Origin of the sequence: Pseudomonas entomophila (genome assembly GCF_018417595.1) — a bacterium.
Classification (GTDB): Bacteria; Pseudomonadota; Gammaproteobacteria; order Pseudomonadales; family Pseudomonadaceae; genus Aquipseudomonas; species Aquipseudomonas entomophila_C.
The window spans coordinates 3,094,211-3,116,603 of record NZ_CP070982.1 but is presented as its reverse complement, the minus strand read 5'-3'; the positions used below and the strand labels follow the sequence as shown (position 1 = coordinate 3,116,603).

The window sequence follows — 22,393 nt, the reverse complement described above, 5'->3', positions numbered from 1 at the left end:
TATTACCACTTGTGACCCGGTGGGGTGCGTCGGGTCGCACGTGCACAACGAGGGGCTCGAGCCCCCGCTTGCCGCAGGCCAGGAAGGCAATGGCCTGTTCGTGAATACCATCAGGAGAAGTCATTGATGAAAACCCGTCTCGCCGCTTCGTTGGCAGCCGCCGTGCTGGCCATCGCCGGGGCCAATCTGGCCCAGGCCGCGCAGGTGTCTGGTGCCGTGGGGGCCACTGGTCAGGGCGACATGACCTACCGCATCGGCCTGTCGTTCGACTGGGACACCAAATGGTTGGAAAGCAGCACCGGCCACCTGACCGGATACTGGGACGCGGCGTACACCTACTGGGAAGGGGGCGATGCCAGCGGTGCCCATTCGCTGTCGCTCAGCCCGGTGTTCGTCTACGAGTTCAGTGGCTTCACCTACACCCCGTTCATCGAGGCCGGTATCGGCCTGGCGGCATTCTCCAAGACCGACGTGGGTGATCAGCGCCTGGGTTCGTCGGTCAACTTCGAAGACCGTATCGGCTTTGGCCTGAAACTGCCGGCCGACCAGAAGATCGGACTGCGCGCCATGCATTACTCCAACGCCGGCCTCAAGCAGCCGAACGACGGCATCGAGTCGTACTCGCTGTTCTACAGCAAGGGCTTCTGAACCCGCACATGCCCCTGTAGGCGCCAGCCTTGCTGGCGCCTACAGGGGCATGTTTCGATTCAGCGCACAGCCTTGATCGCCAGCACGTTGCACAGCGGGTGCTCCAGCACGTGCGCTGTGGTCCCCCCCAGGAACGTCTGCATCGCATCGTGCCGGTGGTTGCCCATGACGATCACATCCACCCGGCTCTGGGCAATGTAGTGGGCGATCGCCTTGATCGCAGGCCCTTCGAGAAAATGTCGGCGCTCCAATGCAATTTCATGATGATCACCCAGGCGGTTGAACGCTGCCCGTTGGGCCGCGCGCACGCTGCCGTCGAACCCCGGCATGGTCACGGTGCCGGCACCGAAGTCGGCGATATGGGTCTTGGTGGCGTCGCAGACGTGCAGCAAGTGCAACTCGGCATTGCATTGCAGGGCCAGGGCATGGGCGCTGTGGATCACTTGCTCGTCCAGGTGTTCGCCGGCGCCATGGCTGTTGAGGTCGACCGCGGCGGCGACCTGGCGCGGCAGGGGCAGGCGGATATCGCTGACCAGGTGCACGGCGACCGGGCTGTCCTTGAGCAGTTGCCAGTCCAGGGGCGTGACCAGCAGGCGCTTGAGCACGGGTTCGTGCTGCACGTCCTTGACCAACAGGTCGCAGCCCAGGCGCTCGATCTGCTCGATGACACTGCCCAGTGGGTCGCGGGTCAGCAGCAGTTCGGTCGAGACATCCAGCCCGCTGTCGCGCAGTTGCTCCGCCGCGTCCGCAAGCCACCGACGGTTGTCGTCGAGCAGGCGTTCACGCTCGCGGCTGTCGCCCATCAGGCCGAAGGTATCGACATCGTCGACGAAGATATTGATATCCAGCAGCGCACCGCTGGATTCGGCCAGCGCCGCGGCCCGTTGCAGGGCAGGGCTGTAGCGCATCTGCGGGCCGAGCATGACGAACAACCGCTTGAACTGGCTCATCGCACACCTCCACGTGTGGCAGCCCCCCGTTCTTGCCTGGTCTGTCTGGCCCTGGCCGTGCGTTGCGGTCGGGGTATCGTCCATTGAGTCTAGTCGGGTGCAGCGGGCAAGGCAGGCTTCTACGGTCCGGGTAGGAACCCGCCTTGCTGGTGAATGGGGTCACAACGGATAGTGCTTCAACTCCCGCGCGATCAGCATGCGCTGGATCTCGCTGGACCCTTCGTAGATCTGGGTGATCCGCGCATCCCGGTAGTATTTCTCCACCGGGTAGTCTTCAAGATACCCATATCCCCCATGCACCTGGATGGCCATGGAGCACACCCGCTCGGCCATCTCCGAGGCGAACAGCTTGGCCTGCGAAGCCTCCGACAGGCATGGCTTGCCCGCCGTGCGCAGGCGGGCGGCATGCAGGATCAGCAACCGCGCGGCATTGACCTGCACCTGCATGTCGGCCAGCAGGTTGGCGATGCTCTGGTGTTCGTTGATCGGCTTGCCGAACTGGATGCGGTCACGGGAATAGACCAGTGCCGCCTCGAACGCCGCACGGGCGATGCCCAGGGCCTGGGCAGCGATACCGATGCGCCCGCCCTCGAGGTTGGACAGGGCGATGGCCAGGCCCCTGCCACGCTCACCGAGCAGGTTGGCGGCCGGGATGCGGCAGTTGTCCAGGGTCACGGCGCAGGTGTCGGAGGCGCGGATCCCCATCTTGTGCTCGCTGCGGTCTACCTTGAACCCCGGGTTGTCAGTGGGTACGAGGAACGCCGACAGGCCTTTCTTGCCCAGCTCCGGGTCGGTCACGGCGAAGACGATGGCAAGCTTGGCCCGGCGCGCATTGCTGACGAACTGCTTGGCGCCATTGATCACCCACTGGCCATCGACCAGTTCGGCGCGGGTGCGCAGGTTGTGTGCTTCGGAGCCGGCCTGGGGCTCGGTCAGGCAGAAGCAACCGATCACCTCGCCAGTGGCCAGCCTGGGTAGCCAGGCCTGCTGCTGTTCCGGCGTGCCATAGGCCAGCAGCGGCCCGCAGCCCACCGAGTTGTGGATGCTCATCAGCGCGCCGATGGCGCCGTCGCCGGCGGAGATCTCCTCGACCGCCAGGGCATAGGCCACGTAGTCGGTGTAGCTGCCGCCGAACTGCTCCGGGGCGACCATGCCGAGCAGGCCCAGCTCGCCCATCTTGCGCACCACCTCGTCGTCGATCCAGCCGGCCTTCTCCCAGGCCTGGGCATGGGGCGCGATCTCGCCGCGGGCGAAGTCCCGGGCCATGTCGCGGATCATGATCTGCTCTTCGCTCAGTTCAAGGTCTTGCATCTGTGTACTCCCGGGCTCACAGGCCTTCGAAGAATTGGTCGACCCGCTGTGCCGTCAGGCCTGCCAGGGTGGGCGGGTTCCAGCGCGGCTGCTTGTCCTTGTCGATGATCAGGGCGCGTACGCCTTCGATGATATCGCCGTATTCGAACCACTGGCGATCGATGTGCAGTTCCATGGCGAAGCAGTCTTCCAGCGCCAGGTGGCGGCCGCGGCGCAGCAGTTCCAAGGTCACGGCCATGGCCAACGGCGAGCGGGTTGCCAGCAGGTCGGCGGTATCCAGCGCCCATTGGCGGCTGTCGCCGATGGCCACGGTCCGCAGTTGCTCGAGGATGCTGTTCAGGTCGGGCAGGGCGAAGAAGTGGTCGATCACCGGGCGCAGTTTCGCCAGCGGCGCTTCTTCCAGCGACTGGGTACCCAGGCTGGCCAGCAGGCCTTGCAGATCCTTGCGCGGGTTGGCGCCGAAGGTCAGGTGATCGAGCCCGTCATCCAGGGCAGTGAGCTTTTCACTGTCCAGGTACCAGTCGGCCAGGCCGCAGTAGAGGGCATCGGCGGCCTTGACCTGGCTGCCGCTGACACCGAGGTAGATACCCAGCTCGCCCGGCACGCGGGAAAGGAAGTAGCTGCCGCCGACGTCCGGGAAGTAGCCGATGCCCACTTCGGGCATGCCCAAACGGCTACGCTCGGTGACGATGCGCAGATCGCAACCCTGGGCCAGGCCCATGCCGCCACCGAGGGTGAAACCGTCCATCAGTACCAGCACCGGCTTGCGGTAACGATGGATGCACAGGTCGAGGGCATATTCTTCGACAAAGAAGTCTTCGTGAAGCGTATCGCCGGCCTTGAAACTGTCGTGCAGCGAGCGGATATCGCCCCCGGCACAAAAGCCTTTGGGGCCTTCGCCACGAAGCATCACGGCATGTACCTGCGGGTCCTGGGCCCACTGGTCAAGGTGGCGCTGCAGGCTGCGTACCATCTCCAAGGTGAGGGCGTTGAGGCCGGCGGGGCGGTTTAGGGTGAGGTGGCCGATGTGATTGCGGACCTCGGCCAGTACATGATCCGTTGCCGAGGGTTGAGCGTGCGCGGTCATCGCGGTCTCCCTGCTTTGTTATTGATTTTCCAAGTGAAGTCCTGGAATGCGCGGGCGGGTCGCTGGATCCTGTCATGCAAATTTGCCCTGCACAATTGGCAAATCTGCAGGGTCACCCTGCATTTTTATCGCTTCGCGCGTTCCTGGCCCGATGCCGCACTGTAGCAACAGCGCGTTGCCTGTGGGAGCGGCCTTGTGTCGCGAAAGGGCCGCAAAGCGGCCCCGGGGATCTTCGCTCGGCATTGAGATCCTGGGGCTGCTACGCAGCCCTTTCGCGACACAAGGCCGCTCCCACCGGGATGGTGCAGACGCTGCAATGTCGACACCCGTACTTAACGCTCACCCCGAAGGGTGATAGCCGCTCCATCGTCCCCATGAAACAATCCTGCCCAGCACTCACCCTGGCGGGGACGACAATAATGAGCAACGCCCAGCTGAACTCACCCGACTGGTACGCCCGGATGGCCCGCGTGGTCGATGCCATCGGCACGCCCGGTTTCGTCGAGGCGCTGTTCGCCGCGCTCAACCAATTGGCACCGTGCCAGGCCATCACGGTGTTCCTCTACCCGCGCAAGGGCCTGCCCTCGGCACTGTTCGCCAAGGACGAAGACGGCCCTTGGCTGCCCGAGGGCAATGTGCAGAAGTACCTGGAGGGCTATTACCTGCTGTGCCCGTTCTACCGCGCCTGCATGGACGGCGTGGCCGCCGGCTGCTATCGCCTGAGCGATGTCGCCCCCGACCACTTCACACGCAGCGAGTACTACACCGCGTTCTATCGCCACGCTCATCTGGAAGACGAACTCAACTACCTGGTGCCGCTGGATGAGCAGTTGTCCATCGCCGTGGCCCTGGGCAGCACCCGGCGCCTGGGCAGCCGCCAGGTGGCCGAGCTCAAGTGCATCGCCGCCTGGGTGGTGGCGGTGGTGCGCCGGCACTGGGGGCACCTGGACGCCGAGACTCAGGGCGGGCGTTTCGAGAGTGCGCTGGGGCGGCAGATCAGCGCGGCGCTGAACAATTTCGGTTCTTCACTGCTCACCGAGCGCGAATGCCATATCGCCCAGTACCTGCTGCGCGGCCATTCCACGCGCTCGCTGGCCGAGCGCCTGGGCATCAGCGAAGACACCGTCAAGACCCACCGCAAGAACCTCTACGCCAAGCTCGACATCGCCACCCAGGCCGAGCTGTTCTCACTGTTCATCGCCTCGCTCGCACAGGCCCAGGAAGGCCTGAGCAAGGACCCACTGGAAAGCTACCTGCGACGGCGCTGAACCACCGCTTCACCTCATCCAGACAACGACAATCACCGGCCCCGCGTGTGGCCGGAGGGGAGACCTGCGTGCATACGAAAAGCGATTGGCAGCAGCGCGCTGCACGGCAACGCTTCATCACCACCGCGTTGATCGACGGGCGCCCGGTCGCGGCCCGCGACGGCGCCACCTTCGCGGCCATCAACCCGGCGACCAACCAGTGCCTGGCCGACGTTGCCGCCTGCGCCGACCACGAAGTCGACCTGGCAGTGCGCTCAGCCCGGCGTGCGTTCGAGCAAGGGCCCTGGGCCCGGATGGCGCCGGGTGAGCGCAAGCGCGTGCTGGTGCGCCTGGCCGAACTGATGCTGGCCCACCGCGAGGAATTGGCGCTGCTCGACTCGCTGAACATGGGCAAGCCGGTGATGGATGCCTACAGCATCGATGTGCCCGGCGCGGCCCAGGTGTTCGCCTGGTACGGCGAGGCGCTGGACAAGCTCTACGACCAGGTCGCGCCGACCGCCAGCAGCGCCGTGGCGATGATCACTCGCGAACCGCTGGGGGTGATCGGCGCGGTGGTACCGTGGAATTTCCCGCTGGACATGGCCGCCTGGAAGGTTGCCCCGGCGCTGGCTGCCGGTAACAGCGTGGTGCTCAAGCCGGCCGAACAGTCGCCGTTTTCGGCCTTGCGCCTGGCCGAGCTGGCGCTGCAGGCCGGGCTGCCGGAAGGCGTGTTCAACGTGGTGCCTGGCCTAGGGGAAACGGCTGGACGTGCCCTGGGCCTGCACCCGGACGTGGATTGCCTGGTGTTCACCGGTTCCACCCAGGTGGGCAAGTACTTCATGCAGTACGCGGCGCAGTCGAACCTCAAGCAGGTGTGGCTGGAGTGCGGCGGCAAGAGCCCGAACCTGGTGTTCGACGACTGCCGGGACCTCGACCTGGCGGCGCAGAAGGCCGCGTTCGGCATCTTCTTCAACCAGGGTGAGGTGTGCTCGGCCAACTCGCGGCTGTATGTGCACCGTTCGATCCATGACGAGTTCGTCGAGCGCCTTGTGCTCAAAGCTCGCGAGTGGCTGCCGGGCGACCCGCTCGACCCGGCCAGCCGCGCAGGCGCCATCGTCGATGCCGCGCAGGCCGCACGTATCGAGGCAGCCATCGGTCAGGCCCGGGAGCAGGGCGCACGCCTGCGGTACGGCGGTGAGCGCCTGAGCGTGAACGGCTCGCAGAACTTCATCATGCCGACGATCTTCACCGACGTGCGCCAGGACATGGTCCTGGCCCGCGAAGAAGTGTTCGGTCCGGTACTGGCGGTCAGCACCTTCGATGACGAGGAACAGGCCATCGCCCTGGCCAACGACAGCCTCTATGGCCTGGCCGCGTCGGTGTGGAGCGACGACCTCAACCGCGCCCACCGTGTGGCCCGGCGCCTGAAGGCCGGCACCGTGTCGGTCAATACCGTCGACGCCCTGGACGTCACCGTGCCCTTCGGTGGCGGCCGCCAATCCGGTTTCGGCCGCGATCTCTCGCTGCATTCGTTCGACAAGTACACCCAGCTCAAGACCACCTGGATCCAGCTGCGCTGACATTCACCTGAGGAGAACAACAATGAACGCACCTTTCTCGCCCAAGCGCGACACCCGCGACTACCAGGCCAGCGATGCGGCCCACCACATCCATGCTTTCCTCGACCAGAAGGCACTCAATGCCGAGGGACCAAGGGTCATCACCCGTGGTGAAGGCCTTTATCTGTGGGATAACGATGGCCGCCGCTACCTGGACGGCATGTCCGGCCTGTGGTGCACCCAGCTCGGCTACGGTCGCAAGGACCTGACCGCTGCCGCCGCCGCGCAGATGGACCAGCTCGCCTACTACAACATGTTCTTCCACACCACCCACCCGGCGGTGATCGAATTGTCCGAGCTGCTGTTCAGCCTGCTGCCGGGGCACTACAGCCATGCGATCTACACCAACTCCGGTTCCGAGGCCAACGAAGTGCTGATACGCACCGTGCGCCGCTACTGGCAGGTGGTCGGGCAGCCGCGCAAGAAAGTCATGATCGGCCGTTGGAACGGTTACCACGGCTCGACCCTGGCGGCCACGGCGCTGGGCGGCATGAAGTTCATGCACGAGATGGGCGGGCTGATTCCGGATGTCGCGCATATCGATGAGCCGTACTGGTTCGCCGAGGGTGGTGAGCTGACGCCTGCTGAATTCGGCCGTCGTTGCGCCTTGCAACTGGAAGAGAAGATCCTCGAGCTGGGCGCCGAGAACGTTGCCGGTTTCATCGCCGAGCCGTTCCAGGGCGCCGGTGGCATGATCTTCCCGCCGCAAAGCTACTGGCCCGAGATCCAGCGCATCTGCCGCCAGTACGATGTGCTGCTGTGCGCCGACGAGGTGATCGGCGGCTTCGGGCGCACCGGCGAGTGGTTCGCCCACCAGCATTTCGGCTTCGAGCCGGACACCCTGTCCATCGCCAAGGGCCTGACCAGCGGCTACGTGCCCATGGGCGGCCTGGTGCTGAGCAAGCGCATCGCCGAGGCGCTGGTGGAGCGTGGCGGGGTGTTCGCCCATGGCCTGACCTATTCCGGCCACCCGGTGGCGGCGGCGGTGGCCATCGCCAACCTCAAGGCGTTGCGAGACGAGGGGATCGTGCGCCAGGTCAAGGACGATACCGGGCCGTACCTGCAGCGCATCCTGCGTGAGGTGTTCAGTGATCACCCGCTGATCGGCGAGGTGCAGGGGACCGGGCTGGTGGCGGCCTTGCAGTTCGCCGAGGACAAGGCCACGCGCAAGCGCTTCGCCAATGAGAACGACCTGGCCTGGCAGTGCCGCACGTTTGGCTTCGAGGAAGGGGTGATCATTCGCTCGACCCTGGGGCGGATGATCATGGCGCCGGCACTGGTGGCCAGCCGTGCGGAGCTGGACGAACTGGTGGAGAAGACCCGGATTGCCGTGGACCGGACGGCACGGTTGGTGGGCCGAGATTGAAAACAGGTTGCGCCCTTCACGGGTAAACCTGCTCCCACAGTGGCCGCGCCAACCTCAAGATCAGCGCCGCACCTGTAGGCGCCGGCCTTGCCGGCGAATGGGCCAGCGCAGCCGACACAACACCGCGTGGGCACACCGCCGTTCATGAGCTCGGCGGTGTACCTGTGGGAGCGGGTTTACCCGCGAAGGGCGCTCAAGGATCTCCCGGGTCGTGCCCCAACGATTGCAGGAACAGCGAAAACAGCTCCGGCTGCGATGAGATATCCAGCTTGGCATACAAGTGCCGCCTGTGAACCTTGACCGTCTCCGGCGAAATCGCCAGCCGCTCGGCCATGGCCTTCGACGAATACCCCCGCAGGACCAGCCGGGCAATCTCCAGCTCGCGCTCCGACAACACCTTCGCCCCGAACAGGCTCATGGCATCGCGCACCTGGCTGGCCATGGCCGGGGCAGGGCGTTGGCCCTGAACCTGCCAGTGCTGTCCCATCAATGCCAGCACCCAGGGGCAGATCATCGCCAACAGCCCCTGGCGCGCCGTGTCGAACCGTTCGCGGGCTCCCAGCGACAGTGACAGCGCGCCGGCGTCGCCCAGTTGCAGGATGAACTGCACCTCATCCTCCAGCACATGGTCGTGGAAATACTTGAGGTAGTACTCGCTCTGGCGGAACTGGTCGGGCGCCACCTCTTCAAGGCGGTGCAGGCCATCGCCGATGCGCTCCTGGCACGCCTGGTAGAACGGGTCGAGCTGGTAAAGCCCGCTCAGGTACAGGGCCATGGCCTCGGGGTTGCCTTCGCCCCGGGCATCGTGGATTTCCAACGCCCTGGGGAGCCCTTCGCGGGGGTAGAGCATCGCCAGGGCGTTGTCGAACGGCAGCCACTGCTGCACCAGCAGGATCAGCTGGCGCCAGAAGCGTGGCTGGCCGATCTGCTCGATGGTGCGGGCCAAGCCCGCGTGGGCGCTGGTTTCGGTGAACAGGTTGTGCATGCGGCCCCGTTGCTGATATTCGCGGTCTATGTCGACATGGCACACGCCTGTGGGAGCGGCTTCAGCCGCGAACACCGGCGAAGCCGGAGCCATCACCGTACTGCCCGCTTCGCGGCTGAAGCCGCTCCTACAGTGGCCATGCCCAGTCTTGGGATGTTTCTGGTCTTCCGTCAAGGGGCGTACCCCCTTTGGGTAATTGGCCCCAGTGCCACCTCGGCCTACAGTCCAGCCCAGGTCCAGCGGCCGCGCGACCGGGTTTTCCCCTCACCACCAATAACAATTCAGAGGAAAAACGCCATGAGCTCCAGCGAAGCTCCCGCCAGCGCGCTCAAGCCGCGCCTGGGCGTGTTCGACGTGGTCGCCATCACCGTATCGGGGGTGACCCCGGCCAGCTCCGTGTTCGTCATCGCCCCGTTCGCCATCCAGCAGGCCGGCAGCGGTGCTTTCCTGTCCTTCATCATGGCCGCGGCCCTGGCGTTGATGTTCGCCTGGTGCTACGCCGAGCTGGGGCGTGCCCACAGCACCGCGGGCGGCGAGTACGTCTATGCCAAGCGCGTGTTCGGCGGCTTGGCCGGCTACGCCACGTTCCTTACCGTGCTGGCCTCGTTGCTGTTCATTCCACCCGTGCTGGCCGCAGGCGCTGCAACCTACCTGAACAACGCCCTGGGCACCCGTTTCGACACCCAGACCGTGGCGCTGGTGATCGTGGTGGGCAGCTACGCGCTGGGGATCCTCAACATTCGCCTCAATGCCTGGATCACCGGATTGTTCCTGGTCTGCGAGGTCGCCGCGCTGCTGGTGATCGTGGTGCTGGGCTTCGGCAACGCCAGCCAGCCCGCCGCCAGCCTGCTGCAGCCGCAGGTGCTGGAGCAGGGCGCACTGGTGGCTGCCCCCTGGGCGCTGGTGCTCGGCGCGGTGGGCATGGCCTTGTTCGCCTTCAACGGCTATGGCGGCGCGGTGCTGTTGGCCGAGGACATGAAGGATCGAGGGCGAACCGTGCACCGCGCGGTGCTGTGGTCGCTTGTCGTGGTGGTGGCGATCGAAGTGATCCCGCTGGCGGCCTTGCTGATCGGCGCACCGTCGCTGCAAGCGATGCTGGCCAGTGGCGACCCGATCGGCTACCTGCTCACCGCCCACGGCAACGCCACCCTGGCGCGCCTGGTGAGCGCCGGGATCTTCCTCTCGGTGTTCAACGCCATCGTTGCCATCGTCATCCAGGTCGGGCGGGTGGTGTACAGCAGCGGCCGCGACGCGATCTGGACACCGGGCCTGAACCGCGCCTTCACCGTGATCCACCCTCGCTGGGAGTCGCCCTGGCTGGCTACGCTGTTCCTGGCGGTCCCCTCGGCGTTGCTGAGCCTGTCTGGCAGCCTCGAGGAACTGACCACGTTCACCGTGCTGCTGCTGTTGCTGATCTACCTGGTGGTCGCCGCCTGCGCCCTGTGCAGCCGGGTGCTGCGCCGCGACCGCGAACACCCGTACCGCATGCCACTGTGGCCACTGCCGGCGTTGCTGGCGGTCAGCGGCGCCGGCTGGTTGCTGGTAACGCTGCTGGGCGAGGCGTCCTGGCGTGACCTGTTGATCATCCTCGGGTTGCTGGCGGTGTCGGTCACCCTCTACAGCACCCACGGTCGGCTGAGCCCGACCTTCCAGAAATTGTGAACATCCAAGGAGCAGACATGCGTGCGCGTCAACTGGGCATCACCCTCGGCCACGGCACCCCGGGCCCGTTCAATGCCATTACCGATGTACCGGGGGTACGGGTCGGCCACAGCACCCTGATCGACGAACAACGCCCGGCGCCGATCCGCACCGGGGTGACCCTCATCGAACCCCGCGCCGGCGCGGCGCGCCTGCAGCCGTGCTTCGCCGGCTGCCATGTACTCAACGGCAATGGCGACGCCACGGGGCTGGAGTGGATCCGCGAGGCCGGCCTGCTGACCACGCCGATCGCCATCACCAACACCCACAGCGTCGGCGTGGTGCGCGACGCGCTGATCGCCGCCGAGCGCGAACGTTTGCCGGATGATGCCGTGTACTGGTGCATGCCGGTGGTGATGGAGACCTTCGATGGCGTGCTCAACGACATCTGGGGCCAGCACGTGACGCCGGCACAGGTGCGCCAGGCGCTGGACGCCGCCACCTCGGGGCCGGTGGCGGAAGGGCCGGTGGGCGGTGGCACGGGGATGATCTGCCATGAGTTCAAGGGGGGCATCGGTACCGCCTCGAGGCGCCTGGAGGCCGGCTGGACCGTTGGCGCCCTGGTTCAGGCCAACCATGGCCAGCGCCGGGAATTGAGAGTGGATGGCTATCCGGTCGGGCGCCAGCTGGAGCATTTGCCCTCGCCGTTTGCCGAGCAGCGCACCGGCACGCCGGGCATGGGCTCGATCGTGGTGGTGATCGCCACCGACGCGCCGCTGCTGCCGCACCAGTGCCAGCGCCTGGCCCAGCGGGCGTCGATCGGGATCGCCCGCACCGGCGGTGGTACCGAGGATTCCAGTGGCGATATCTTCCTGGCGTTCTCCACCGGCAACCAGGAACTGCCGCCAGCCGATTACGCACGCCGGGAACTGGCGCAGTGCTCGCAGGTGCGCATGCTCAACAACGACCACATTTCGGCGGTGTTCCTGGCGGCGGCGGAGGCGGTGGAGGAGGCCATCGTCAATGCCTTGCTGGCAGGGCGCACGATGCTGGCCAAGGCGGGCGTGGTGGTGCCGGCGCTGGAGGGCGACACCCTGCTGACGGCGCTGCATGAAGCCGGGTGGAAGCCTCACGAGCAAGACTGAGATCTGCAGCGGGTTTGTCGCCAGGCTCGGGTTTGACGCGACTCCTGTGGGAGCGGGTTTACCCGCGAATACGTCGGTGGATTCACTGGCGCATTCGCAGGCAAACCCGCTCCCACAGGGAGAGGGCGGCGAACTCAGTCGGCGCGGGCCAAGGCGGGGCGACCCGCACGCGAAACCCGCAGGGCCACCAGGCTACCCAGCACGATCAACCCCGCCAGCGCATACAGTGCCGCATCGGTGGAGCCGGTCTGGTCCTTGATGAACCCCACCAGATAGGGGCTGAGGAAGCCCGCCATCTGCCCCACCGAGTTGATGATCGCCAGGCCCGCCACAGCGGTACCGGCGCTGAGCAGCGCGGTGGGCATCGGCCAGAACATCGGCAGGCCGGTCAGCGCGCCCATGGTGGCGATCGACAGCCCCAGAATGGCGATGGTCGGGTTGGCCGCGAAATTCACCGCAATCAGCAGGCCCAGGGCACCCATCAGCATCGGCACCACAAGGTGCCAGCGCCGCTCGTTGCGCAGGTCCGCCGAGCGGCCGACGATGATCATGAAGACACCGGCCAGCAGGTACGGAATAGCGCTCAGCCAGCCGATCAGCAACGGGTTGTCGAAGCCCATGTTCTTGATGATCGACGGCAACCAGAAGTTGATCGCGTAGACGCCGCTCTGAATGCAGAAGTAGACGAAACCGAAGGTCCAGATCAGCGGGTTGGTCAGCACCGCAAGCACGCTGTCGCCGGTGGTGGCGGGCTTGCTTGCGGCGTCGGCCTTGAGGTCGGCCTCGATCATCCGGCGCTCGGCCGGGCTCAGCCAGGCGGCGTTCTGGTAGCCGTCGCTGAGCAGCACGATCGCCAGCGCACCCAGCACCACGGTGGGCAGGCCCTGGATCAGGAACATCCACTGCCAGCCGGCCAGGCCGTGCTGGCCTGCGGCGAAGTGGTCGAGGATCCAGCCGGAGAACGGCCCGCCCAGCAGCCCGGACACCGGGATCGCCGACATGAACAGGGCCATGATCCGGCCACGGCGATCAGCCGGAAACCAGCGCGAAAGGTACAGCACAACGCCAGGGAAGAAGCCGGCCTCGGCGGCGCCGGTGAGCAGGCGCAGGGTGTAGAACTCGGTGGGGGTGGTGACGAACAGCAGGCAGGTGGACAGGCTGCCCCAGGCGATCATCATCAGCGCGATCCAGCGCCGCGGCCCGAAGCGGTTCAGCGCCAGGTTGCTGGGCAGGCCGCAGAGCACGTAGCCGATGAAGAAGATGCCGGCCCCCAGGCCGTACACCGTTTCGCTGAACTTCAGGGCGTCGAGCATCTGCAGCTTGGCGAAGCCGACGTTGACGCGGTCCAGGTAGTTGAACAGGTAGCAGATGAAAATGAACGGGATCAGCCGCAGGGTGACACGCCGGTACAGCGCGTCGCGGGTGATCTCGGTGCCTTGGTCAAGGGCGGGGCTGTGTGCCATGATCGGGTTCTCTTTTGTTATGGTTGTCGCCGCGTCGCCTGTTCCGGCGCTCGCCTCGAAGAGTCTCGGGGAGTGTAGCGCGGCTGTCTTTGTGCTTTCGCACAGCCTGGGGCGCGGGCTGCTGTGCCGCCGACCAAAACCCGCCACTGCAAGGAACCCTGCATGTTCGAGCTGGACCACGACCTGGCCCAGGACATCGTCGACCGGGCGATGGCCATCCTGCCGTGCAACGTCAACGTGATGGACAGCCAGGGGCTGATCCTCGGCAGTGGCGAGCCCGAGCGCATCAACACCCGTCACGAAGGCGCCCAGCTGGTGTTGGCCAACGGCCGGATCGTCGAGCTCGACGTGGAGGCCGCCAAGTGCCTCAAGGGCGTGCAGCCCGGCGTGAACCTGCCGTTGATGCTCGATGGCCGACTGATCGGCGTGCTGGGCTTGACCGGCGATCCACAGCAATTGCGCACCTATGGCGAGCTGGTGCGCATGACCGCCGAAATGCTCTTGGCCCAGCGTCACCTGCAGGTGGAGCAGCAGTGGCGGCGCCAGCGTTGCGACGACCTGCTGGCCTTGCTCCTGGGCGGCAGCGGCGATTCGCCGCGGCTGGTCGATGAAGCCCAGCAACTGGGGCTCAAGCCCAACCTGCCACGCATTCCCTGCCTGTTCGAGCTGCAATCGGGGCCGCCCGCCGAGGCGTTGTCGGCGTGGCTGATGAGTCGTTACCCGGACAGCTGGTGCGTGAGCCCGGCGAGGCAATCACTGCTGTGGTGCCGCCCAGCGGGCGTGGCGCTGGATGAAGCGCGGCTGATCGAACGGCTACGGCGTCATGGTTGGGAGGTTGAGCGCCTGGCCTTGGGTAGCCCGGCACAGAGCCTGGAGCAATTGCGCCGAGGTTATCGGCGCGTACGCGACCTGCTGGCCTATGGCCGTGAAGTGCTGCCCCGCGAGTGCCTGCTCTCGCTGGCGCGCTACCGCCTGCCCGCGCTGCTCTGGCGGCACCGCAATGACGATGCCCTGGACGAGTTGCTCGAGCCGTTGCAGCGCATTCGTGCCAAGGACAGCAGCGGCCAGCTGCTCGCCACCCTGCGCGCCTGGTGTGCCCATGACGGGCAGAGCCAGGCCTGTGCCGATGCCCTGGGGATCCACCGCAACAGCTTGCGTTACCGCCTGGAGCGGATTGCCGAAGTGAGCGAGGTGGATCCGTTGCGGATGGAGGGGATGCTCAGTCTTTACCTGGGGTTGCAACTGATCTCGGCATGAGAGCGCGTCGCAGGCACCTCTGATTCTTGCTAGCGCTACGATCTGCTAATGCCGCCATTGTAATGCCATTACCCTGGTGTCCCGCATTTGCTGGACTACATTGCGCTGATCTGGACGAGCAAAGGAGTTGCCGCGATGCGCAAATCGGGGAAGGTGACGCTGCTGTGGGGGCTGTTTGCACTGGCAACGACCGTGCATGCTGTCGACTTGGACCAAGGTTGGGATGGGAAGACGCTCGGCAACTGGCAGCAGCTATCGCAAGGGTCGCGTTACGTACCGCTGTCCTGGGCCGAAGCGCTGGAGGCTCCGGGGCAGCAAAGCCGTTTCATCACCGAGCGCAACCTGACCAGCTACGGTTACACGGCCTATCAGGCGCAGTATCAGGGGCGGGCGTTGCTCTTGCCGGCCGGCTTCGTCCCAGACGACAACAATGACCGCCACCTGTCCTACACCCGCTTGCGCTGGTACGCCGGCCAGGGTGACCGGGAGGCCTGGCTAGGCATGAACTGCTCGGCCTGCCACACCAGCACCGTGCGCTACAACGGGCAGGCCATGGTGGTCCAGGGCGGGCCGACCAATGCGGACTTCCAGGCGTTCTTCAACGACATGGAGCGCGCCATGCGGGAAACCGAACGCGACGCCGCCAAGTTCGCGCGCTTTGCCCAGGCCGTGCTGGGTGACCAGGACACCCGAGGTAACCGCCAGCAGCTGATGCAGTCTCTGGCGCGGCTCAACGCGTTCTATGCCCGCAATCGCGAACTCAACGGCAATGCCGTCGAATACGGCCCCGGGCGACTCGATGCGGTTGGCCATATTCTCAACAAAGTCAGCCAGATCAGCGGCGCGCCCAACCCGCAGGCCAACCCCGCCGACGCACCGGTCAGCTATCCGTTCCTGTGGAACGTGCCGCAGCATGACAAGGTGCAGTGGAACGGCATGGTGCAGAACCAGCGCCTGACCGTGCTCAAGCACCAGAGCATCGATGTGGGTGCCCTGGGGCGCAATGTCGGTGAGGTGATCGGCGTGTTCGCCGATGTGGTGCCCGTGAAGGACCCTAAATGGCTGCACGGTTTCGTCTCCAGCGTGAAGGTGAAGAACCTGGAAGTGCTCGAGGAGGCCTTGCGTACGCTCAAGCCACCGCGTTGGCCCGATGCGGTACTGGGCGTGCCCGACCCGGCGCTGGTGGCCACCGGCGCCAGATTGTACGGCAACCTCAAGTGCGACAGTTGCCATGTCAAGCTCGACCGAACCGACCTGCGCACACCGATCAAGGCCCACATGGTGACGATCGCCAGCCAGGAAACCCAGTCCCCCGAACGCATCGGCACCGACCCGGGGATGGCCTGCAACGCCTATCAGTACAAGTCCGATGCCGGCGTGCTGGCAGGCATGTCGGCACCGGGTTTCAAGGGCGAGAAATCGCAGCCTGTCCAGCCCTATGATCGGGTCGCCAACATGCTGGCGGTAACGGTCAAGCAAACGTTGCTGGGCCAGCGCGACGATGTCGCCGAGTTGGTCGCCGGGGGCTTCCTGGGTGTCCCGGTGAAACCTGAGCGCGTGCCAGGTTTCCGTAACCGCGCGCTGTTCACAGCCAAGGACGAGCAGGACCTGCGCGAAATCAATTGCTACAACGCTGCGGCCAGTGTGCCGACCCTGGCCTACAAGGCACGGCCGCTCACGGGCATCTGGGCGACCGCCCCCTATCTGCACAACGGCTCTGTCGCCAGCCTGAATGAACTGCTGTTGCCGCCGGAGCAGCGCATGAAGGTGTTCTACACCGGCACGACCGAGTTCGACCCGAAGAACGTCGGTTTCGTCGCCACCGAGGGGCAGGGCAACCGTTTTCGTTTCGACACCACGCTGCGTGGCAACAGCAACGCGGGCCATGATTATGGTGTCGGTGCACTCAAGCCCGAGGAGCGCATGGCCTTGCTCGAATACCTGAAAACACTGTGAGGCGCGCGGGGCCGGGCGGACTGCTCGGCCCCGGTGTGTTGGAAACGCCCAAACACGCCACTTCCTGTTTTGTGCATCCGACCAAAGCGCAGGTAAGTCGTACCTGTCAGCATGCGGCCATCAGGACAGGAGAATCCCATGAAGATCGTCATCGCCCCCGACTCGTTCAAGGACAGCCTCGACGCCACCGGTGTCGCCCAAGCCATTGCCTGCGGCCTGGCCGAGGTCTGGCCCGAGGCCGAGCTGCTCGAATGCCCCATGGCAGACGGTGGCGAAGGCACCATGGCGGCGATTGTCACCGCCAGCCATGGCGAGCTGCGTCACCTTCAGGTGCGTGGCCCGTTGGGTGAGCGCGTCGAGGCCGGTTGGGGCTGGCTGCCCGACAGTCGCACGGCGGTGATCGAAATGGCCCAGGCCAGCGGTATCCAGTTGCTGCCCAGCGCCCAACGCGATGCCTGCCGCAGCAGCACCTGGGGCACCGGTGAGCTGATCGCTGCGGCCTTGGCCGCTGGCGCACGGCGGATCGTCCTGGCCATCGGTGGCAGCGCCACCAACGACGGTGGTAGCGGCATGTTGCGTGCGCTGGGTCTGCGTCTGTTGGATGCCGACGGCCAGCCATTGGCCGAGGGCGGCCTGGCCCTGGCGCAGTTGGCGCGGATAGACGCCAACGATCTCGATCCGCGCTTGGCCGAAGTGCAGGTGGAGGTTGCCGCGGATGTCGATAACCCGCTGTGCGGCCCCAATGGCGCCTCGGCGATCTTCGGCCCGCAGAAGGGCGCCAGCCCTGAGCAGGTGCAGGCGCTGGACCAAGCCCTGGCGCATTTTGCCGATCACTGCGCCCGCTTGCTGGGCAAGGATGTACGTGAAGAGCCGGGCAGCGGCGCGGCCGGCGGCATGGGGTTTGCGGCCAAGGCCTTCATGGGCGCGCGCTTTCGCCCTGGCGTGGAGGTCGTCGCCGAGCTGGCCGGGCTGGATGCCCTGGTGCAGGGCGCCGACCTGGTGATCACCGGCGAGGGCCGTTTCGATGCGCAGACGTTGCGCGGCAAGACACCGCTGGGCGTGGCGCGGGTGGCCAAGCAGCATGGTGTACCGGTAGTCGTGCTGGCCGGGACCCTCGGTGCAGGTTACGAGCAGCTGTATGCCCATGGCATCGATGCCGCGTTCGCCCTGGCCAGTGGGCCGATGACCCTGGAGCAGGCGTGCGCCGAGGCCGGGGCGCTGCTCAAGGCGCGGGCAGGGGATGTGGCGCGGTTGTGGCAGGTGGCCCGCCCGTAGGAGCCAGCCTTGCTGGCGATGCCCGGCAAAGCCCGCTCCTATGTATGGGCTTCATGATTGTTGTTGTTGTTGGTTCTTCAGTTTGTTGGCATATCCGTTTGCCATGTAGACGCTGATTCACCTTTCCGCCCTTACGGCGGGTTACTTTTGGTCTTGGCCAAAAGTAACCAAAAACCGCTCGCTCCATCATACGGCCCTACGCTACGCTCCGGGTCCCTTCGCTCCGGCGCCTTCCGGGCCCGCGCGGCCTACGACTTGCTGCGCAAGTCTACATCTCGCGCCTTCGGCTAACGCCGAAGGGTGCTGCGCACCTGGCCCTCCAGACGCCTGCGCTCAGCCTCCTGAAGTCGCGAAGTTACGGGCGGCGCCTGAGCAGGCGCAGCTATCGCTAGTTGCTTAATCTTGGCCTGTAATACGCATTCGCCGGCTTTGCCGGCGAACCAATGGCACAAACAATCCACCAATGAAAGATCTGCATAGCTATCAAAATTTCTGCTCTTTGCTCTTTGCTCTTTGCTCTTTGCTCTTTGCTCTTTGCTCTTTGCTCTTTGCTTCTGCGAGCGCGCAGCGCCTCGCCCGGCTTTTGATCTTTATGCGCGGTAGTTCAGGCGCCGCCCATTGCGACTTCAGGAGGCCGAGCGGAGTTCTTGCGTAGTGGGGCGACGGCCATGGATGGCCGTCGAGCGCTGCGCCCCAGGATGGGGCGTTCAGCGCGGTACCCACGGGAGCAACAAAGGCATGAGGGGATCCCGCTGTGAGCGGGACGGATGATGGAGCGAGCGGTTTTGCCTACATTTTCCAGGAAAAAAGTAGGCCGCCGTAAGGGCGGAAAGGTGAATCAGCGTCTCCATCGCCAATGGATATGCTTACAAAAGCCGAAACCCAAACTCTGAAAGCCGAAGCCGAAGCCACCGGCAAATCCCCCCAGCCCGCGACAAGTTGTCTGCTTGACTAAATCACATGCAACAAGTCATGCATCTTGACTTAAAGGTCAGTTTTTGTGAAATTGCGCGCCCTCCGTGTCTCACAGCACCAGAACAAAGCATGGGCGGCGCCCGACCGCCCAGAGGATCAACCATGTCCAACCGTGATATTTCCCGGCGCTCGTTCCTGCAAGGCGGGCTGATCGCCGGTGTCGGCGTGACCCTGGCCCCGCTGGGCAGCCAGGCCTTCGCCGCCCTGATGGAAAACAAGGTCACCACCTCGCCGCAAAAGTGGATGAACCACGACGGCAAGGCACGCTTCCGTAACGACGCGCTGTCCAAGGTCTGCGGCAACAAAGTCTTCGCCCGCGACATCCGCGCCAAGGACATGCCCGGCTGGCCGCAGCAGCAAGGCCACGCCATGCTGCTCAAGGCCACCAAGGCCGACCGCATCTACGCAGGCTACGACCTGTCGCTGCTCGGCGCCGACCTGCAGCCCGACCGCATCGTCACCGCCGACGACCTGAAGAAAGACGGCATCGCCTGGCCCGAAGCTCATTCGCCAGACCCGCTGCTGCCACCAGGCCAGGTGCCGATGTTCATCGGCCATCCGGTGGCGATCCTGATCTGGAACGACTTCGAACGCTTCCGCAAAGCCAAGCTCAAGCTGCAGTTCAACGACAAGGCGATCCGCTACGGCGCCCAGGCCCCGCTGTACCAGCGCGACCCCTACGGCAGCTTCCGTTTCGTGCGCGTGGGCGGCAAGACACCGTTCGACGAGGACGAGTACTCGAGCCTGAAGAACACCATGCTGTTCCCCACCATCCTCGCCCGTAAACCGGTATGGACCGCCGAGCCCAAGCAGCACGGCACCCTCACCGAGCAGGGCATGTTCTACGCCCAGCGCATCGACGAGCAGCTCAAGCAGCCGCCCGAAGACTGGCTGCTGTTCGACGAGCGCTACAAGACCCCGTCGATCGAGCCTGCGGCCCTTGAGCCGGACAACGGCAACGGCTGGTACGACCCGGCCACCGGCACCCTGCATTTCGTCGTGGCCACCCAGTGCCCGTTCGAAGTGGCGCAGGAATGCGTGCACATGATCAAGCCGTCGCGCTTCGCCTTGAAGCACCTGAACATGCACCCCGGCTACACCGTCGGCTACGGCTCCAAGGACAACAATATCTTCGTGTTCTACGCCGCCGTTGCTGCCCTGTACGGCGCCGGCGTGCCGATCCGCCTGGCCAACGACCGCTACGAGCAGTTCCAGAGCGGCATCAAGCGCCATCCGTTCGACATTCGCTACCAGCTGGCCGTCGACAAGCGGGACATGAGCTTCAAGATCTTCCGCGCCGACATGACCGTCGACGGCGGCGGGCGCATCAACTACAGCCCGTCGGTGGCCGCCGTGGGCGCGACCGCGGCGCAGTCGATCTACTACATGCCGCAGAACGACCTGTCGGTGACCGCCTACCACTCCCGTGGCGTCGAGGCCGGCTCCATGCGCGGCTATGGCACCCTGCAGAGCATGGCCGCCACCGAGATGATGGTCGACGAGATCGCCGACCGACTGGGTGTGGATGCCATCGAGCTGCGCCGCAAGAACGCGCTCAAGTCGGGCATGAAGAACACCCAGGGCGCGGTGCCCGCCGGCGCCCTGCGCCTGCACGAAATCCTCGACAAGGCCGCCGAGCATGAGTGGTGGAAGAACCGCCAGGCGCGCAAGCAAGCTGAGGACGCCAAGGACCATGACAACTGGTATGGGGTGGGCTTCGCCATCACCCAGAAGGATTTCGGCACCGGCTCTGAAGCACCGATGGCGGCTGTCGAGTTCACCGCTGATGGCCGCATCACCCTGCGCCATATCGGTACCGAGCTGGGCACTGGCATGTCGACCTCCCAGGCCCTGGTGGTCAGCGACTTCCTCGGCCGCGTCGCCGACGAAGTGAAGACCGCCCAGACCGAGTGGCCCGAGCTGCAACTGAGCACCAGCGGCAACCCGTACCTGATCAGCCAGGCCGAGCAGGACACCGCGCTGCGCGACCCGCGCTGGGTCGGCAAGCTGGCCTCGCCGTCATCGGCGACCAACTCGGCGTTCTACTTCAGCCACGCCACCCGCGAAGCGGCCCGCGTGCTGTTCAACCATGGCCTGTGGCCGGCGGCCATGGCGATTTGGAGCCAAGGTCCGTATGGCGGCCAGGCCAACCCGCTGGTGGTGCGTCGCGAGAACGCGGTGTGGGTCAACGGTGTGCTGACCGGCAACGGCCTGGCGCCGATCCCGTTCGCCGAGCTTGCCAAGAAGGCCCACGAAATGGGCCTGGTCACTGGCGCCAGCGTGCACGGTTTCAACCGCTGGAGCTGGGCCGAGGCCGACTTCGTCATTGACGGCGTGCGCGAGCGCCTGCCGCTCGATGCCCTGGCGGTCAAATACGGCGACGGCGCGGTGAACGCCAAGAAAGCGCAGATGAACAGCAACGGCTTCCACCTGCTGGACCGGCAGAACGCCGAGTACCCGGCCACCCAGCTGAACAACGCCATGGTTACCTACTACAGCCCGGTGGCGACCATCGTCGAGGTCAAGGTGAACAAGGGCAGCGGCGAAGTGACGGTGCTCAACCACCACAGCTGGGTCGAGTGCGGCCGGGTGCTGGTGCCGGAGTTGGTCAAGGGCCAGCTCGAAGGCGGTATCGCCATGGGCATTGGCCACGCGCTGCTGGAAGAAATGCCGCTGTACGAGGGCGGCCCGGGCGAGGGCGACTGGAACTTCAACCGCTACCGCCTGCCGATGGCCAAACATGTGGCGGTGTGGAAGCAGACGTCGGAGATCCTGCCGCCGCTGTCACCCACCGACCCGTCCAAAGGCATCGCCGAAGTGGTGATGATCCCGGTGGTCGGCGCCATTGGCAATGCCGTGGCCCACGCCATCGGCAAGCGCGTGCGCGACCTGCCCATCACCCCCGCCCGAGTCAAGGAGGCCCTCAATGGCTGACCGCAAGCTGCAACTGACCCTCAACGGTCAACCTGTCGTCACCGAAGTGGTCCCCGATGACCTGGCGATGATCGACTACCTGCACGAATACCAGAACCTCACAGGCTCGCGCCTGGGCTGCGGCCAGGGCATCTGCCACGCCTGCGTGGTGATCGTCGACAACCCCGACGGCACCAGCGAGGAAGTGCGCACCTGCATCACCGGCGCGCATTACTTCGAGGGCAAGAAGGTCCGTACCATCGAAGGCCACGCCAAGCTCGACGAAGCCGGCAACCTTGGTGAGCTGAACCCGATCCAGCAGAAGTTCGTCGACCGTTTTGCCTTCCAGTGCAGCTATTGCGCACCGGGCTTCGTCAACGCCGCCACGGTGTTGGTGGAAAAGGCCCAGCGCAAGCCGCTGAAAAAGAGCGAGCTGGAGGACGCCATCGAGGCCAGCCTTGGCCATCACGTGTGCCGCTGCACCGGCTACGTGCGTTACTACGAGGCCACCCGCGAAGTGCTGGGCGACCTCGGCCTGGTCAAGGAGGGTTGAGC

16 protein-coding genes are annotated in these 22,393 nt (G+C 65.5%); 11 read left to right on the top strand and 5 right to left on the bottom strand.

Translation table 11 applies throughout. The features are described from left to right. Positions 1-126: 126 nt before the first annotated feature. Positions 127-648 carry an acyloxyacyl hydrolase gene (locus tag JYG34_RS13810; protein WP_213656969.1) on the top strand — a complete coding sequence of 174 codons (522 nt, stop codon included), beginning with the start codon at positions 127-129 and terminating at the stop codon, positions 646-648. A gap of 59 nt (positions 649-707) precedes the next feature. Here JYG34_RS13810 and JYG34_RS13805 read toward each other — a convergent pair whose 3' ends face one another. From JYG34_RS13805 to JYG34_RS13795, 3 genes are all read right to left on the bottom strand, one after another. Further along, entirely contained in the window at positions 708-1,598 is an 891-nt protein-coding gene (locus JYG34_RS13805) for a universal stress protein (RefSeq protein WP_213656968.1), read from the bottom strand. 159 nt (positions 1,599-1,757) lie between these two features. Next, a complete protein-coding gene (locus JYG34_RS13800) occupies positions 1,758-2,909 on the bottom strand; it encodes an acyl-CoA dehydrogenase family protein (protein ID WP_213656967.1) in 1,152 nt (383 codons plus the stop codon). Between the two features lie 16 nt (positions 2,910-2,925). Then, on the bottom strand, positions 2,926-3,996 hold the full coding sequence (locus JYG34_RS13795; protein ID WP_213656966.1) for an enoyl-CoA hydratase/isomerase family protein: 1,071 nt from the start codon (positions 3,994-3,996) through the stop codon (positions 2,926-2,928). A gap of 419 nt (positions 3,997-4,415) precedes the next feature. Here JYG34_RS13795 and JYG34_RS13790 point away from each other — a divergent pair, with 419 nt between their 5' ends. From JYG34_RS13790 to JYG34_RS13780, 3 genes are all read left to right on the top strand, one after another. Further along, positions 4,416-5,264 carry a helix-turn-helix transcriptional regulator gene (locus JYG34_RS13790; protein WP_213656965.1) on the top strand — a complete coding sequence of 283 codons (849 nt, stop codon included), beginning with the start codon at positions 4,416-4,418 and terminating at the stop codon, positions 5,262-5,264. Positions 5,265-5,332: 68 nt separating this feature from the next. Then, complete coding sequence (locus tag JYG34_RS13785; protein ID WP_213656964.1) at positions 5,333-6,823, top strand: aldehyde dehydrogenase; 1,491 nt, start codon at positions 5,333-5,335, stop codon at positions 6,821-6,823. 22 nt (positions 6,824-6,845) lie between these two features. Continuing rightward, positions 6,846-8,228 (top strand): aspartate aminotransferase family protein, encoded by a 1,383-nt coding sequence (locus tag JYG34_RS13780; RefSeq protein ID WP_213656963.1) that lies wholly within the window; start codon positions 6,846-6,848, stop codon positions 8,226-8,228. A gap of 193 nt (positions 8,229-8,421) precedes the next feature. On the opposite strand, the gene JYG34_RS13775 is transcribed toward JYG34_RS13780, so the two are convergent. Further along, a complete protein-coding gene (locus JYG34_RS13775) occupies positions 8,422-9,213 on the bottom strand; it encodes a helix-turn-helix transcriptional regulator (protein ID WP_213661188.1) in 792 nt (263 codons plus the stop codon). 297 nt (positions 9,214-9,510) lie between these two features. On the opposite strand from JYG34_RS13775, the gene JYG34_RS13770 reads away from it, so the two are divergent. Continuing rightward, positions 9,511-10,875: an APC family permease gene (locus tag JYG34_RS13770; protein WP_213656962.1), complete on the top strand. Its 1,365-nt coding sequence runs from the start codon at positions 9,511-9,513 to the stop codon at positions 10,873-10,875. A gap of 17 nt (positions 10,876-10,892) precedes the next feature. Further along, a complete protein-coding gene (locus JYG34_RS13765; protein WP_213656961.1) occupies positions 10,893-11,999 on the top strand; it encodes a P1 family peptidase in 1,107 nt (368 codons plus the stop codon). Between the two features lie 134 nt (positions 12,000-12,133). Here the strand turns inward: JYG34_RS13765 and JYG34_RS13760 are convergent, their stop codons facing one another. Beyond that, on the bottom strand, positions 12,134-13,462 hold the full coding sequence (locus JYG34_RS13760; protein WP_213656960.1) for an MFS transporter: 1,329 nt from the start codon (positions 13,460-13,462) through the stop codon (positions 12,134-12,136). Between the two features lie 162 nt (positions 13,463-13,624). Here JYG34_RS13760 and JYG34_RS13755 point away from each other — a divergent pair, with 162 nt between their 5' ends. The 5 genes from JYG34_RS13755 to JYG34_RS13735 all read left to right on the top strand — a co-directional run bounded on the left by JYG34_RS13755 (position 13,625) and on the right by JYG34_RS13735 (position 22,391). After that, positions 13,625-14,719: a sugar diacid recognition domain-containing protein gene (locus tag JYG34_RS13755; RefSeq protein ID WP_213656959.1), complete on the top strand. Its 1,095-nt coding sequence runs from the start codon at positions 13,625-13,627 to the stop codon at positions 14,717-14,719. Between the two features lie 135 nt (positions 14,720-14,854). Next, positions 14,855-16,675, top strand: a complete 1,821-nt coding sequence (locus tag JYG34_RS13750) for a di-heme-cytochrome C peroxidase (RefSeq protein ID WP_213656958.1) — start codon at positions 14,855-14,857, stop codon at positions 16,673-16,675. A 138-nt stretch (positions 16,676-16,813) separates the two neighbouring features. Then, positions 16,814-17,950 carry a glycerate kinase gene (locus JYG34_RS13745; RefSeq protein WP_213656957.1) on the top strand — a complete coding sequence of 379 codons (1,137 nt, stop codon included), beginning with the start codon at positions 16,814-16,816 and terminating at the stop codon, positions 17,948-17,950. 1,077 nt (positions 17,951-19,027) lie between these two features. Next, entirely contained in the window at positions 19,028-21,859 is a 2,832-nt protein-coding gene (locus JYG34_RS13740; protein WP_213656956.1) for a xanthine dehydrogenase family protein molybdopterin-binding subunit, read from the top strand. Continuing rightward, positions 21,852-22,391 carry a (2Fe-2S)-binding protein gene (locus JYG34_RS13735; RefSeq protein WP_213656955.1) on the top strand — a complete coding sequence of 180 codons (540 nt, stop codon included), beginning with the start codon at positions 21,852-21,854 and terminating at the stop codon, positions 22,389-22,391. The genes JYG34_RS13740 and JYG34_RS13735 overlap by 8 nt, the downstream gene beginning before the upstream one ends. Positions 22,392-22,393: the final 2 nt, after the last annotated feature.

Excerpts from the sequence above, each read along its gene's own strand:
- JYG34_RS13810 (WP_213656969.1), top strand. The coding sequence starts at position 127 with ATGAAAACCCGTCTCGCCGCTTCGTTGGCAGCCGCCGTGCTGGCCATC.
- JYG34_RS13805 (WP_213656968.1), bottom strand. The coding sequence starts at position 1,598 with ATGAGCCAGTTCAAGCGGTTGTTCGTCATGCTCGGCCCGCAGATGCGC.
- JYG34_RS13800 (WP_213656967.1), bottom strand. The coding sequence starts at position 2,909 with ATGCAAGACCTTGAACTGAGCGAAGAGCAGATCATGATCCGCGACATG.
- JYG34_RS13795 (WP_213656966.1), bottom strand. The coding sequence starts at position 3,996 with ATGACCGCGCACGCTCAACCCTCGGCAACGGATCATGTACTGGCCGAG.
- JYG34_RS13790 (WP_213656965.1), top strand. The coding sequence starts at position 4,416 with ATGAGCAACGCCCAGCTGAACTCACCCGACTGGTACGCCCGGATGGCC.
- JYG34_RS13780 (WP_213656963.1), top strand. The coding sequence starts at position 6,846 with ATGAACGCACCTTTCTCGCCCAAGCGCGACACCCGCGACTACCAGGCC.
- JYG34_RS13775 (WP_213661188.1), bottom strand. The coding sequence starts at position 9,213 with ATGCACAACCTGTTCACCGAAACCAGCGCCCACGCGGGCTTGGCCCGC.
- JYG34_RS13770 (WP_213656962.1), top strand. The coding sequence starts at position 9,511 with ATGAGCTCCAGCGAAGCTCCCGCCAGCGCGCTCAAGCCGCGCCTGGGC.
- JYG34_RS13765 (WP_213656961.1), top strand. The coding sequence starts at position 10,893 with ATGCGTGCGCGTCAACTGGGCATCACCCTCGGCCACGGCACCCCGGGC.
- JYG34_RS13760 (WP_213656960.1), bottom strand. The coding sequence starts at position 13,462 with ATGGCACACAGCCCCGCCCTTGACCAAGGCACCGAGATCACCCGCGAC.
- JYG34_RS13755 (WP_213656959.1), top strand. The coding sequence starts at position 13,625 with ATGTTCGAGCTGGACCACGACCTGGCCCAGGACATCGTCGACCGGGCG.
- JYG34_RS13750 (WP_213656958.1), top strand. The coding sequence starts at position 14,855 with ATGCGCAAATCGGGGAAGGTGACGCTGCTGTGGGGGCTGTTTGCACTG.
- JYG34_RS13745 (WP_213656957.1), top strand. The coding sequence starts at position 16,814 with ATGAAGATCGTCATCGCCCCCGACTCGTTCAAGGACAGCCTCGACGCC.
- JYG34_RS13740 (WP_213656956.1), top strand. The coding sequence starts at position 19,028 with ATGTCCAACCGTGATATTTCCCGGCGCTCGTTCCTGCAAGGCGGGCTG.
- JYG34_RS13735 (WP_213656955.1), top strand. The coding sequence starts at position 21,852 with ATGGCTGACCGCAAGCTGCAACTGACCCTCAACGGTCAACCTGTCGTC.